Source organism: Ekhidna sp. (genome assembly GCF_965247405.1).
Taxonomy (GTDB): domain Bacteria; phylum Bacteroidota; class Bacteroidia; order Cytophagales; family Cyclobacteriaceae; genus Ekhidna.
Genome location: NZ_OZ252014.1, coordinates 1,453,085 through 1,467,496, shown reverse-complemented (window position 1 = coordinate 1,467,496; position 14,412 = coordinate 1,453,085). Strand labels below are relative to the sequence as shown.

The following is a 14,412-nucleotide window of genomic DNA, read 5'->3' as shown; positions in this document are numbered from 1 at the left end:
TCACTTGTCTTATATTTCTTCTTTTAATTCCCTTTCTTTTTCTCCAGTCATTGCCTCAGAGACATTGATTGCATGATCACCTACTTTTTCGCATAAATGGAAAAGATCTTTGTACCAGCCATCCCTTTGCGGGTCATATTTTTCTTTTTCTATATCCCTGGTAAGATCTTTACGTAAATCATTTCTGAATTTGTTGATTTCATTTTCCTTCAGAACAGCAGACTCAAGCGATACACTTTTGCTTGTAATGGCAAGATTTGTTGCCATTATGCTCAAAGCCTCATCTACCAGAATCATCATCTTTTGGAGGTTTTTCAGCTGTTTATTCCTAAAAGATTTTTCACTTTTAAGTATACGTTCAACGTCACGTGACATTTGAAAGAACAAATCGCCGATACGTTCCATGTCATTTATCGCACTGAAAAGACTAGTGGTTTTTTGCATACTTGAGTCACTCAGGGTTCCACTGGTTGTTACCTTCATCAAATATTCTGAAATCTCATGCTCCATCCGGTCGGTCATAACCTCATAGTCTCTGATCTTCTTTAAGAGCTTCTTTTGCTTCTTTTGCTTCTTCTCATCTATCAAGTCCTGGAATTTTTTCGACATTTTCTGGACAAGCTCACCCATCCTCACCGATTCTTTTCTAGCTTCTTCGATTGAAAGCTCAGCAGTATTCATCATGCCGGTACTTATGTACTCTAAATGAAATTCATCCTCACCAGTGGACTTAATGGTTCGAGTCACTACTTGAGCAATAAACTTTACAAACCAGATTAGAAATAGCGTATTAAGAATATTGAATACAGAATGAAATACTGATAGACCTACTGGAATTCCTGTTGCAGAGGTGAAGGGTGAAGCAAATCCATTGGAGACCAGGTACCAATCAACCAGATTAAGTGCTGGCTTCATTAGCACTAGTATCCATATGACCCCAAATATGTTGAAGATGAAGTGTGAGAGAGCTGCCCGCTTAGCATGAACATTTCCAACTAGAGCGGCAAGATTCGCTGTGATGGTAGTTCCGATATTTTCACCCAATACCATTGCTGCTGCCAATTCGAATGGAATCCAGCCATTATTGGCCATTACCAAAGTAAGAGCCATAGCCGCACTTGAAGATTGGACAACTACCGTAATAACAGTGCCAATTCCTACAAAGAGGAGAATAGAGATGAAACCCAAATCTGTATAATTGCTTAGGAAAGCAAGTATTTCAGGATTCTCATTTAAGTCAGGAACCGAATCCTTCAGTAGAGATAGCCCCATAAAAAGCAGGGCAAAACCAACTAAAACCTCACCCCAAAATTTTAATTTATCCCTATTGAAAAACATCAACGGAAACCCAAACGCAATAATAGGAAGTGCGTATGTGGCAATTTTGACCTTGAAACCAAAGATGGAAATCAACCAGGCGGTGATTGTGGTTCCAATATTAGCTCCCATAATCACACCAATAGATTCAGTTAGAGAAAGCAATCCCGCATTTACAAAACTTACCACCAAAACGGTGGTAGCTGAAGATGATTGTACTAAGCTAGTGATAGTGAAGCCAGTGAAAACTCCCTTGAAACGATTTGAGGTCATGGAGCTAAGAATGTTTCTCATTTTTGCTCCTGCAACCTTTTGGATGCCCTCACTCATTACTTTCATTCCATAAATGAAAAAACCAAGTGCACCAAGAAGATTTAAGATTTCAAAAAGTCCGTACTGCATCTGCTAGAAATATGATCGCAAAGATAGTAGTTGAGTATCAGGTATATATTATGTGAATATTTAATTGATGACAGTTTTAATCAATTGAATATCAATCATTTAAAATACATACCCATCCAAACTATGAAGAAGAATCTTCGCTTCTTAACAATTAGGTAATCTTGGATGCTGAAAAATGAATATTGCCCTAGCTATTCAACTCATGAACAGCCAGGAATGCCATTAATCCCATCCCGGTTTTGAGGGCATTTTCATCAATGTTGAATGTAGGCGTATGAACACCTGAAATGATTCCTTTTTCCTCATTTCGAGTACCCAGGCGATAGAAACATCCGGGCACTTCATGGGAGTAGAAAGCAAAATCTTCAGCTGCCATCCAAAGATCCAGCTCTACGACATTTTCTTTACCCATGTATGCCTTAGCTGCTTCTATGTTTCGTTGTGTGTATGCTTCGTCATTTACTAGAAACGGATATCCTGATGCGATATCCACCTCACATGACCCGCCCATAGACGAGGCAATAGCGGTTGAAATATCTCTAATTTTTTGGAGTGCCTCTTTTCTCCATTTTTCATCAAATGTGCGGAAGGTGCCGTCAATTTTCACTTCATCAGGGATGACATTATTCACATTTCCGCCCACGATTTTACCAAATGAAAGCACAGAGGGCGTTTTAGGATTAGCCATCCTGCTGACAATCTGTTGCAAGGAAACAATGATCTGGCTGGCAATGGCAATCGGATCTACGAAGTTTTCCGGCATAGCCGCATGTCCACCTTTACCTTTCACTGTTAGATAAACTTCATCGGCGCTGGCCATGTATTTTCCAGGCCGAAAACCAACTTTACCTTCAGGGATCAGAGGCATCACGTGTTGGCCCAAAATAGTAGTAGGAGCAGGATTTTTCAGTATGCCTTCTTTGATCAGGATTGAAGCTCCACCCGGAGATTTTTCTTCAGCAGGTTGAAAGATAAATTTAATGGTCCCCTTAAACTGATCGGTGAGCTGAGAAAGAATTTTAGCAACGCCTAATAAGTTTGAGGTATGCACATCATGCCCGCAGGCATGCATCACTCCCTCTTTTTTTGATTTGTAAGGGACATCATTTGCTTCCTTAATAGGAAGCGCATCGATATCCGCTCTTAGCGCAATGGTTTTCCCCTTTTCTTTTCCTTCCAGGCAAAATGTGACCCCTGTTTTAGCTATTCGTTGTACATCTTGAATGCCGAATGATTTCAGCTTTTCTTCAATGAATGCTGCGGTATTATGCTCCTCAAAAGAAAGCTCAGGGTTGGCATGAATGTGATGCCTTATTTCAAGAATTTCTTCGAAAAAGGATTCAGCTAATTTCTTTATTTGGTGAATCAGATCACTCATATTTAAGAAGAAATCTTTCCGGGATAAGTAATGCTCTTGGAAACTCTTCTTTCACTTCTGCATATACCCGATGGGCTCTCAATCGATTAGTGAACTTGCCTGCTTTCACTCTGAAGTTAGGCTGATGATAGGACACTTTTGGACTTAATTCAGGAAAATACTCGTTCATCTTGTAGCGCGCATCGTTGGCCTCCTGACGACTATTTCCAGAGTAGACCTGAATAACGAAACCATCTACGTATTGTCCGTCTTTATTCTGCTCATAGGCCACCTTGGCGATGCTATCCAGTTCGGCATTGATATGTCCGGTTAGCGGCACATACGGTTCAGTTATAACTTCCTGCGTTGTTTCTACACTATCCAATTCCAATTCCATCATCACTGGCCGATGTATACTCAAATCCTCGGAATAGACGCTCGTTGAAGTTGGAGTGGTCGCTTTACAAGCTGCTAAAAAGCATAATATAATCAGTCGATAAGTACGCATTTATTGTTTTTGATGTCGTCTTCTACTGTTTTGTATTTCACATCTTTCTTCACTGATCCGTCTGCATATTGCACGTTCACACGCTGGTTTCTGCTAGCAATCTTTTGAGATTGTGCCGGCTGAGTTTGCTGCTGCACTGGTGGTCGGTTTCCACCTTGTGGTCCGGCCAGCGCAGATCGGCTTTCTTCTTTTTGCTCTTTGTAGTTTCGGGCAGTCTTTTGCTTTTGTGCGGCTTGCACATCATCAGCCTGTTCTACCGGAATCTCCGCTTTCATCAGGAATGAGACAGTTTCCTCATTTACTCTTCCAATGAAACGTTTGAACATTTCAAACCCTTCGAACTTATAGATCAAAAGTGGATCTTTTTGTTCATACTGTGCATTTCGCACGCTTTGGCGAAGGTCATCCATTTCTCTTAGGTGTTCTTTCCAAAGCAAATCGATGGTAGCCAAAGCAATCATTTTCTCCATCTCAAGGATCACTTCCTGTCCCTCTGTCTCGACTGCTTTCTTTAGATTAACTGATGTTCCAATTTGTTTTTTGCCATCAGTAAAAGGCACCAATACATTTTCCAGAGTAGCACCACGCGTAAGCTCCAGTTGTTTTAGAATAGGAAGTGCTTTATCCTTGATGATCTGATTTTTCTGCTGATAGCTCTTAAGGGCTTCATCATATAGCTTGTTTACCAACGTATTTTCATCACCTTTCTCAAGTTCCTCCTGAGTAAGGTTGAAATCCAAGCCAAGAATAGAAATCGCGTTCAGCTTCAGACTATCCAGGTCGTTGGTGCCCTTCGCATTGAATATAATGTCCTCACATGTTTCAAGCAGCATATTGAGAATATCCAATTCTAGGCGTTCTCCGTAAAGCGCATTTCTTCGTCGCTTGTAAATCACTTCCCGCTGACTGTTCATCACATCGTCATACTCAAGGAGGTTCTTACGAATCGCAAAGTTGTTTTCTTCTACTTTTCTCTGCGCTCGCTCAATGGATTTCGTAATCATTGAATGCTGAATCACTTCACCTTCCTGCAGTCCCAGACGATCCATGATTTTCGCTACTCTGTCTGACATGAAGAGACGCATGAGGTTATCTTCAAGAGAAACGTAGAACTGAGAAGATCCAGGGTCTCCCTGACGACCTGAACGACCCCTAAGCTGTCTGTCTACCCGTCTGGATTCGTGTCTTTCTGTGCCGATAATGGCAAGGCCTCCGGCTTCTTTCACTTCAGGTGTCAGCTTGATGTCTGTACCACGACCCGCCATGTTGGTAGCGATCGTTACTGTTCCTGGTTTACCTGCTTCAGCTACTACATCTGCCTCTTTGGCGTGCTGCTTCGCATTCAACACCTGGTGGTTGATGTTTCGCATTTTGAGCATTCTACTTAAAAGCTCAGATATCTCCACAGATGTGGTACCTACTAACACTGGTCTTCCTGCTTGAGTCAATTCTACCACCTCTTCAGCGACTGCATTGAACTTCTCGCGCATGGTCTTATAAACCTTGTCGTTTTCGTCATTTCTAGCGATTGGCTTATTAGTTGGGATAACCACCACATCCATCTTGTAGATGTCCCAAAACTCTCCGGCTTCCGTTTCTGCGGTTCCTGTCATACCGGCAAGCTTGTGATACATTCGGAAGTAGTTCTGAAGGGTTACAGTCGCGTATGTTTGAGTGGCGTCCTCAACCTTCACATTCTCCTTAGCCTCAATTGCTTGGTGTAATCCGTCGGAGTAACGGCGACCCTCCATGATACGACCGGTTTGCTCATCTACAATTTTTACCTTGTCATCCATCACCACATACTCCGTATCTTTTTCATACATGCAGTATGCTTTTAGCAATTGGTTGACAGAGTGGATTCGTTGACCTTTTATATTGTAATCTCGAATGATCTCCTCCTTTTTCTGGAGTTTTTCATTCTCAGAAAGTTCTTCGGCTTTTTCAAGTTTAGCAATCTCATCACCAATATCAGGAAGGATAAAAAAGTTTGCGTCTTCTCCCTCACCGGTAATCAGATCAATACCCTTTTCGGTCAGGTCAATGCTATTGATTTTTTCATCGATCGTAAAATAGAGCGGTTCGTCAGCTTCCGGCATACGCTTTTGATTGTCTGCCAGATAAATGTTTTCTGTCTTCTGAAGGATCTGTTTGATGCCCGTCTCACTCATGAACTTAATGAGTGGTTTATTCTTTGGAAGACCTCTAAATGCCCTGAAGAGCGGAAGCCCTGCTTCGCCTTCTTTGCCTTCTTTAATCAGTTTTTTTGCTTCGTTCAGGTAATCACTTACCAGCTTGCGTTGCGCATCTACAAGCCGCTGAATACGAGGTTTTAAATCGTAAAACTCGTGCTCATCACCTTTCGGGATGGGGCCTGAAATAATCAAGGGTGTTCTGGCGTCATCAATGAGTACGGAATCAACCTCATCCACCATGGCATAGTGGTGTTTTTTCTGCACCAGCTCTTCTGGGCTTCTGGACATATTGTCCCTTAGGTAATCAAAGCCAAATTCATTGTTGGTACCGTAGGTAATGTCGGCCTGATAAGCTTTTCTTCGTTCCGGTGAGTTTGGTTGGTGGTTGTCTATACAATCAATGGTCAATCCATGGAATTCAAAAATTGGTGCATTCCACTCTGAGTCTCGTTTCGCCAGATAATCATTCACTGTTACGATATGCACGCCTCTTTCTGCCAATGCATTGAGATAAGCTGGGAGTGTGGCGACCAGCGTTTTCCCCTCACCGGTCTGCATCTCAGCGATTTTACCCTGATGGAGTACTACTCCGCCAATGAGCTGCACATCGTAGTGAACCATGTTCCAGACAACTTCTGTTCCGGCTGCTTTCCACTTGTTTTTCCAGGTGGCTGTTTCACCGCTGATTTCTACATTGTCTTTTTTGGCAGCTATTTCTTTGTCGTGTTGGGTGGCGGTAACGACAATTTTCTCATTCTCAGCGAATCTCCGTGCGGTTTCTTTCACCACTGCAAAGCCCGAAGGAAGGATTTCGATTAGTACTTTTTCCAGTTCTTCGTCACGGTCGCTCTCCAGCTTGTCTATTTGTGCGAAAATTTCTTCTTTTTGATGAACATCCAGGGACTTATCCTCATCCACTTGTTTGTGTAGCGCTTCAATTTGATCATCAATATCCTTTAGTCGGTCTTTGATAATTCCCTTAAGCTCGGTGGTTTTGCCACGTAACTCATCATCTGTGATGTTTCTTAGCTTCTCAAATTCAGTATTGATGAGTCCAACGTAAGGATTAAGTTCTTTTAAATCCTTCTCTGTTTTCGTACCAAAAATTTTGGCGAATCCCTTCGTAATCGAGTTTAGCATTGAAAATTTTTATTTGTAGATCCTATACGGATCGTTTGTTTCCAAATTAGCCTTTTGTAAAAGACCTTAAAGTTATAATGGTTTCATGTGTATTTTGCCATTTTTCAAATGCACACATGGAATTCTGTCAAAAAATCCATTTACTATTCTAAAAATCAGTGTTTGTATTTTTTGACATTCATTTAATTGTAAGATGGTCAGATTGTCACACTTCCTTCAAACACTTTTTTTGCCGGCCCTGCCAACCAAATATTGGTGAATTTATCACCTTCTCTTTGGAAGGAAACACTAAGTGCTCCTCCCTGTGTTTGAATCTGTACAGGACTCTCAAATCCCAGGTTCCCGGCCATGATGCCAACTGCAGTAGCACCTGTACCACAGCTTAATGTTTCATCTTCAACACCTCTTTCATAGGTTCTAATTTTCACCCTGTCCTGCAAAAGCTGTGCAAAATTCACATTCGTGCCATTTTGGCTGGAATAAGCTTCTTGATTACGGATGTGGCGTCCTTTGGTGACAATATCCTCGTTTTCAACATTATGGATGATAACAATGTGATGTGGAGACCCGGTATTGATATACCATTCCTGATCGTTTAATTTACTGATCTCATTGACATCAAAAAGCTGAAAGTGGATAAGGTTATCCTGCTCTTTAATTTCATGGACACCATCAGTAGTTTCAAAAGTGGCTGATTGGCCTACTATCCCTAAACTCTGAGCAAATGTAAAACCGCAGCGAGAGCCATTCCCACATAGGCTTTGAGATCCGTCTGAGTTGTAATAAACCATTCGGTAGCTTAGGTCGGGGTGATTTTGAATGAGAATTAGTCCATCTGCACCAATGCCGAATCGTCGGTCACAGAGTTTTTCAACAAGGTCTTTACTAGCAGGAAATGTTTCCTCTCGGTCATCGATGAGGATAAAGTCATTACCTGTGCCCTGATATTTTGAGAACTGGAGCTTCATGAGAAGCTAATTTAACAGGATAATGAGCAAAAAAAATCCCGCAACTAGCGGGATTGAATATTTTTATTTGGAAGAAAGTTTCTCTTTGATTCGAGCGGCTTTTCCTTTTCTTCCTCTTAAGTAGTAAAGTTTTGCTCTTCTTACTTTTCCTTTTCTTAGCACTTCGATCTTCTCGAGGTTTGGAGTAAGGATAGGGAAGATTCTTTCTACAGCGATATCACCAGAAACTTTTCTTACGGTGAAGGTCTCTCCGTTAGAATTTTGGTTTCTCACTTGCATTACAGTGCCTTGGAACTGCTGCACACGCTCCTTGTTACCTTCTTTAATTTTATAGTGAACGTTGATTGTGTCACCAGGGCCAAATGAAGGAAACTTAGATCTAATGTCTTTGTATTCTTCCTCTACTACTTTCAATAATTCTGTGCTCATTTCTGTACTCTTTGCTGAGTGTTTTGAAAAAGGAGTGCAAATATAGAAATAAGTATTGGAAAAAAAGAGATTGCACTAAATAATTCCATTGTTTAGCGCGTATTGAATGAGCTCCGAGCTGCTATGCAAATCTAGCTTTCTTAAAATGTTTTTCCGATGCGTTTTTACCGTATGTTCTGAGATGTAAAGGTCACTGGCAATTTGGGAGCTGGTCATGCCATCACCTAGCTTTCGGATAATTTCCAATTCACGATCGCTGAGGGTATAGTTTTGTTTGACCTCCTCTTTTGAAAAGCTTTGAATTTGATCGTAATATGACTTACCACTGGTTACCCTGGCGATTGCATCTGAAAGTTCTTTACCTGTATTGTTTTTTAACAAACATCCATCTATCCCAATTTTCACAATCTCTTCAACGAAAGATTTTTGTGCATACATGGTTAAAATGATGATTTTAATGTCAGGGTATAGGGATTTGATTTTTTTGGCACATTTGATTCCATCCATTTCCGGCATATTGATGTCGAGCACTACTACATCTGCTCTGTTTTGGGATAGAAATTCTAAGACTTCAAGACCGTTTGAAGCTTGACCAATGACATTAAAATCTTCCCGGGAACTAAGCACCAGTTTAAGACCATCGATGACGATTTGATGATCGTCGGCTATCAATATATCTGTGGTTTTCATAAATCCTGAATTTCAATGATAAATGTGCTGCCTTTCCCCTTTGAAGAATCGATGGTGAGTTCTCCGTCTAACTTTTGCACGCGATTTTCTATGTTTTTTAGTCCCATGCCAGATTTAATTTCAGATCGATTGAAACCCACACCATTGTCTTCATAGATCAAGGATAAAGCTTTGCCTACTTGTGTTAATTCTAAATTGACTCTGTTACAATGTGCATGTTTGAGTGTATTGTTAACCAGTTCCTGAATAATGCGATATATCTCTAAAGCTGCATCAGATGATATTCTGTCTGTCTGTAGTGAAAGATTGAATGTTATATCTCTTGCAGATGCGACAGCATCTGTCAGTTGATTGATGGCTGCCTCTAATCCAAAATGCTTGAGCATTCCCGAATCAAGGCTGTGAGAGATTTTTCTGGATTCTTCATTGGCCAATTGGGCAACCTCAGCAATTTTATTTGCTATTGCGGGCATTTCTTTGGGCTTTTTTGTTTGGAGCGCATCTGCATACATATTGAGGGTTACCAGAATGCTACCAAGGTTGTCATGCAGTTCTGCCGCAATGCGTTTCCTTTCCTTGTCCTGACCTTCCAGAAGTGCATGAGTTGCTTTCATTTCTTGTTCAGCAAGGAGGTTATGGATGGTTTTTTCTGAAGCTAGTTTTAGTCTTTTTCTTCTTTGGTTAAAAAGAATATATGACAAGATTGATGTGGTTATTAGGAAAAAGATGAATATATAAAGTATCAGTAATTGCCGCTTATTTTCTTCTATCTCAGCCTGTTTGATGGCATTGTCTCTTTCAACTTCTGCAGTTCTGAATTTTGTTTCTAATTCTAGAATTTTATCCTGATAATCCTTGTGTAGAATGTCATGCCCTATGGAATCATACATATAAAAATATCTTGCTGCACTGTCAGTCTGATTTAGCATATAATAAGTGATCGCCAGATATCTTAATGATTCTGAATATCCTTTGGTGAAATTCATCTCTGCGTAATCAGACATACTCTTCCGATAGTATTGAATGGCAGAAACATAATCTTTACTTTCTCTAGCTATTAGCCCTAGATTTGAATAGCTGGCCCCAGATCCATATTTATCTCCAATTTTAGTTTGGATATCTAATGCGGCTTTTGAATAATATTCCATAGAATCGAATTGATTGGTATGGAAAAAAAGTAAACTAAGATTGCTGAATAGATAGCTGAGAGTTAATTGATTATTTGAATTTTCAAAAAAACCGATTGCTTTTTTATAATAATATTTAGAGGAATCGTATCTCTCCATTTGTTGGAAAGCGGCTCCTAATCCATAAAAAGCCATTGCTGCTTTATCCTCTCTATGGTTTTTTTTTGCTATTTGAAGACCTCTTTTATAGTAATTGATTCCAATCTCATTTTTTTCTACATCTAAGTAGGCGGATCCTAATTTTATTAATACATCAATTGTTATGGTGTCGTTTTTACTCTCTTCTGCTTTCACCAACAAATCTTGCAGATGAAGGATAGCCTGATCATATTTCAGGCTATCCGAGAGTTGCTTAGCTCTTTTTAGTCCTTCCTCAAATCCCTGAGAATAAAGGGTATTAATTTTTAGAATAATCCATACACAAATAATTAGTCTCTTATTCATTTTGGGTTTTTTCTAACTTTCCTCCAAATCCTGGTTTATGGACAGTGCCAAGGTGAAGGGTTTTAGGGTGATCATGTGGATGTCCAGTTGGAGGATCATTGACTACCGCTCGAAAGATAGATTCTTCATAATCGGCCATGTTATTCACATTGCTAATTTGAAAATCATATAGGTGCAACTCATATTCTGAATTCAACGGAAATCTCTCCAGAGGACTTAATGGCTTTCCAACTTCATTAAAGGTGAAGGCTATATCATATTTACTTCCTTGGCTATTGTCTTCATCGATATAGACATTTTGACCTTTTTTTACTACCATCATCACACTGTAAAAGTGCTTCGTTGGATCAGAATTCTTGTGAATTGCGGTGATATGTGGTTCATAATAGTGAGAAAGATCAAAAGTTGAGCCTGAGTTTCCATTTTGTCTTAATAGCAAGTAACATAACAATGCACCTACAATTGCACCGATTAATAGAAATAGTAAATTTTTCATTTTTCTAAAAGTTTAGGTTAGTTAATTGGTTTACTTAAAAATATTGAATCCAGTTGATGATTTGCCTATCTGCTATAAAGGTCTGCCGGTTTGTGTTAATTTAAAATACCCTTCCAGGGGTATTTTTAAATAAAAAAAGCCCTCCGAAGAGGGCTTTAAAAATCAAAATAATTTCATTTTATCTTGAATAGCTATAGGTAGGTGAGTCCCCATCTGAAATAGTTCCAGATTGACTTTGAACGACTCTTCCCCCATCAAAAACACGAATCTGATAGGATGCAGTCCCTCCGCTAAAATGGTTTACATAGAATTGGTACGTACCAGAAGGGCCACCGTCAGGCCATGTAATGTTTTCATCGGTACAGCTACTTGTACAATCAACATCCCATATGCCCCCACTGCTTGAAGAGCTGACTCCAGAAAATCCGATTAAAGTACCGTCTGGTTCTCGTACGTGTAGATCCAAGTCAACACCAGCAGGACTCCATGTTAAATTAAATCTTGGGTCACCGTCTCCACCCTGAGCACCACAGTTCTCACCAAGTAGTGCAACGCACTGAGGCTCATCACACCCTCCACATGCAGAAGCTAGTTGATTGATATTGGCTCTGGAAACCTGAAACTGTCCACCACTACCGTCTGAGGTTACGGCGAATTCATAGCATCGAATATCGTGACAGATGTCATTTAGGTTTTCACATATGTCTGCAGGAATTCCAAACGTGAAATCAAGTGTCCCACTACTGTTCCCATTTGCAGCAGGGATTGGGATCATGATAATATCTCCACTGTCTCCGAATCGCATTCCAGCATGCGTTACATTGCTGTTGGCTGCAGTAAAAGGGATGCTAACACTTACCTGCTGGCCTCCAACAACCTGCATGGTAGAGCCAGACCCAGAGCTTGATACCACTACATCATTGGTTTCAGTTACCTGGTCTGCACTAACAGTAAAACTACCTGCTGGGAGGCTTACATTCTCGTTTAAGTATGCATTTGCGTCATCTGGAGCTGCATCACCGTCATCTCCACCACCGCAACTGGTGATGAAAAGCAAAGTCGAAAATCCAAGCAGTAGGCTTAAGATTTTAATTGAATTGTAAAGTGTCTTCATGGCTATTGTGATTTGTTAATCAAAAAGATACAAAAAGATACTACAATCAAATACCTCCTTAGGGGTATTTTTAAATCCTGTCAAACGGCTTATTGAAGTAGATCCGGTCTTCTTTTCTCGGTTCTTTTAAAGGCTTGTTCGTTTCTCCAGGCTTCTATTTTAGCTTCATGGCCGGATTTCAATATTTCCGGAATCTTCCATCCTTTGTATTCTGCGGGCCTTGTGTAAACAGGAGGAGCTAATAAGTTATCCTGGAATGAGTCAGATAGTGCTGAGGTTTCGTCATTTAATACTCCAGGCACTAGTCTAATGAGGGAGTCAGCCAAAATCATTGCTGCTAATTCACCCCCCGAAAGTACATAGTCTCCAATGCTGATTTCTTTAGTCACCAAATGATCTCTTACTCTTTGATCTACCCCTTTATAATGGCCGCACAGAAAAATGAAATTCTCTTTAAGTGATAGCGAATTGGCGATAGACTGGTTATACGTTTCGCCATCAGGAGTGAGGTAGATCACCTCGTCATATTTTCTTTTTTCTTTGAGTTGGGAAATACATTTATCAATGGGTTCAATCATCAAAACCATACCAGCACCACCTCCGAACGCATAGTCATCTACATGTTGATGCTTACCTGTAGCGTAATCTCGCAGATTGTGGATTTCCAACTCTACCAGACCCTTGTCCATGGATCGCTTCACAATGCTCTGTGTAAGAGGGCCTTCAAAGAGGTTGGGCAAACATGTAATGATGTCAATCCTCATGGTATGAAGTTAATCATTATATATATCCAATAGCCCATCAGGAAGGTTAACTACTACCTTCTTGTTTTCAATATCGACAGTAATTAATAACTCGTCTTTAAGTGGGATGAGGATTTCCTTGCCTTTATTATCTACAGAGATTAGTTGGTTGCCATTCAAGTCAATAATCTGGGCGATTTCACCAAGTTGCGTATGACCTTCATATACATTGCATCCTATTAATTCATGAAAGTAATACTGGCCTTGTTCTAGTTTAGGTAATGAGGAAAGTGACAGAAAAAGTTTTGATTTGATCAATTCTTTTGCATCGTCCAAAGATTGAATATCCTCAAACTGAACCAATGCTTTTTTCCCATTGATTTGAATGGTATCAATAAAAAAAGGAACCAGTTTTCCGGATTGTTCCAAGAATACTGATTCCAAATTTTGGTATTCATCAGGGAAGTCGACATCTAGAAGAATAGAGACTTCACCTTTAAGACCGTGGGTCTTGATTACTTCCCCAAGTTGGTAGCAATCAGTCTGCTTCATCGCAGATTAACCTTCTTTTTTGTCGTCTTCTTTTTCTGAGGCGTCAGCTTTAGGTTCCTCCTTTGCTTCTTCAGCCGGAGCTTCCTCCTTTGCTTCAGCTTTAGGTTCTTCCTTGGCTTCTTCTTTCACCTCTGCCTTCGGCTCTTCTTTTGGAGCTTCAGTAGCTTGAGCTTCTTCTACTTCTGCAGCATCCTCAGCTACATCTTCGTCACCTTCAGCTCCACCTTCCTTGATCTCTTCAACCAATGCAGCTTCTGCTTCTTGTGCTCGCTTCTTCAACTCTTCAGCTCTTGCATCACTTACTTTCTTCTCAGCTTCAAGTGCAGCCTTCTTCTTATCTGCCTTAACCTTAGCAAGTTTTTCTACTTTGCCTTGGATTTTAGATTCTTTATCTTTCATCCAGGTCTCCAGCTTTTTGTCAGCTTCTTCCTGAGTAATAGCTCCTTTGTTCACACCCACTTGCAGGTGTTTCTTCATCATGATACCTCGGTATGAGAGCATTGCTCTAACAGTATCTGTAGGCTGTGCTCCTTTCATCACCCAATCAAACGCCTTGTCATTATCCAACTTAATGGAAGCTGGGTCAGTGTTTGGATTGTAGGTACCAATCTTTTCAATAAAGCGACCATCTCGTGGTGCTCTACTGTCTGCCACTACTACATCGTACATGGCTTGCTTCTTGCGTCCTCGACGCGCTAGTCTAATTTTTACTGGCATAATTCTTTTTGTTTATGGAACTCGTCCATCAAAAGTTTTAAAAATGGAGCGCAAATGTAGTCTATTTTTCTCGTAGTGAGAAAGTTAGAGGCAAAAGAAAACTAATGCGGAAGTCGTTGTGTTTTTGGCGGTGATCTATCAGTAAAATTTAAA

General features: G+C 40.4%; 13 protein-coding genes. All 13 read right to left on the bottom strand.

Annotation, left to right across the window (positions count from 1 at the left end; genetic code table 11):
- Positions 1-9 precede the first annotated feature (9 nt).
- The 13 genes from ACP14Y_RS06550 to ACP14Y_RS06490 all read right to left on the bottom strand — a co-directional run bounded on the left by ACP14Y_RS06550 (position 10) and on the right by ACP14Y_RS06490 (position 14,259).
- Positions 10-1,719, bottom strand: a complete 1,710-nt coding sequence (locus tag ACP14Y_RS06550; RefSeq protein WP_424962160.1) for a Na/Pi cotransporter family protein — start codon at positions 1,717-1,719, stop codon at positions 10-12.
- A 187-nt stretch (positions 1,720-1,906) separates the two neighbouring features.
- A complete protein-coding gene (locus tag ACP14Y_RS06545) occupies positions 1,907-3,097 on the bottom strand; it encodes a M20 metallopeptidase family protein (protein WP_424962159.1) in 1,191 nt (396 codons plus the stop codon).
- Positions 3,090-3,584 (bottom strand): SPOR domain-containing protein, encoded by a 495-nt coding sequence (locus tag ACP14Y_RS06540; RefSeq protein WP_424962158.1) that lies wholly within the window; start codon positions 3,582-3,584, stop codon positions 3,090-3,092. Before ACP14Y_RS06540 ends, ACP14Y_RS06545 begins: the two co-directional genes overlap by 8 nt.
- Positions 3,566-6,919: a preprotein translocase subunit SecA gene (gene secA, locus ACP14Y_RS06535; RefSeq protein WP_424962157.1), complete on the bottom strand. Its 3,354-nt coding sequence runs from the start codon at positions 6,917-6,919 to the stop codon at positions 3,566-3,568. The genes ACP14Y_RS06540 and secA overlap by 19 nt, the downstream gene beginning before the upstream one ends.
- 197 nt (positions 6,920-7,116) lie before the next feature.
- Entirely contained in the window at positions 7,117-7,887 is a 771-nt protein-coding gene (gene dapF, locus ACP14Y_RS06530; protein WP_424962156.1) for a diaminopimelate epimerase, read from the bottom strand.
- A gap of 63 nt (positions 7,888-7,950) precedes the next feature.
- Positions 7,951-8,316, bottom strand: a complete 366-nt coding sequence (gene rplS / locus ACP14Y_RS06525) for a 50S ribosomal protein L19 (protein WP_349563707.1) — start codon at positions 8,314-8,316, stop codon at positions 7,951-7,953.
- A gap of 75 nt (positions 8,317-8,391) precedes the next feature.
- On the bottom strand, positions 8,392-9,006 hold the full coding sequence (locus ACP14Y_RS06520) for a response regulator (protein ID WP_424962155.1): 615 nt from the start codon (positions 9,004-9,006) through the stop codon (positions 8,392-8,394).
- Complete coding sequence (locus ACP14Y_RS06515) at positions 9,003-10,637, bottom strand: tetratricopeptide repeat-containing sensor histidine kinase (protein ID WP_424962154.1); 1,635 nt, start codon at positions 10,635-10,637, stop codon at positions 9,003-9,005. The genes ACP14Y_RS06520 and ACP14Y_RS06515 overlap by 4 nt, the downstream gene beginning before the upstream one ends.
- Positions 10,630-11,133 (bottom strand): hypothetical protein, encoded by a 504-nt coding sequence (locus ACP14Y_RS06510; protein ID WP_424962153.1) that lies wholly within the window; start codon positions 11,131-11,133, stop codon positions 10,630-10,632. The genes ACP14Y_RS06515 and ACP14Y_RS06510 overlap by 8 nt, the downstream gene beginning before the upstream one ends.
- Before the next feature lie 178 nt (positions 11,134-11,311).
- Positions 11,312-12,247 carry a hypothetical protein gene (locus ACP14Y_RS06505; protein ID WP_424962152.1) on the bottom strand — a complete coding sequence of 312 codons (936 nt, stop codon included), beginning with the start codon at positions 12,245-12,247 and terminating at the stop codon, positions 11,312-11,314.
- Between the two features lie 89 nt (positions 12,248-12,336).
- A complete protein-coding gene (gene trmD / locus ACP14Y_RS06500; RefSeq protein ID WP_424962151.1) occupies positions 12,337-13,011 on the bottom strand; it encodes a tRNA (guanosine(37)-N1)-methyltransferase TrmD in 675 nt (224 codons plus the stop codon).
- Between the two features lie 9 nt (positions 13,012-13,020).
- Positions 13,021-13,542 carry a ribosome maturation factor RimM gene (gene rimM, locus ACP14Y_RS06495; protein WP_424962150.1) on the bottom strand — a complete coding sequence of 174 codons (522 nt, stop codon included), beginning with the start codon at positions 13,540-13,542 and terminating at the stop codon, positions 13,021-13,023.
- Between the two features lie 6 nt (positions 13,543-13,548).
- Positions 13,549-14,259: a 30S ribosomal protein S16 gene (locus ACP14Y_RS06490; protein WP_424962149.1), complete on the bottom strand. Its 711-nt coding sequence runs from the start codon at positions 14,257-14,259 to the stop codon at positions 13,549-13,551.
- Between the last annotated feature and the right edge of the window lie 153 nt (positions 14,260-14,412).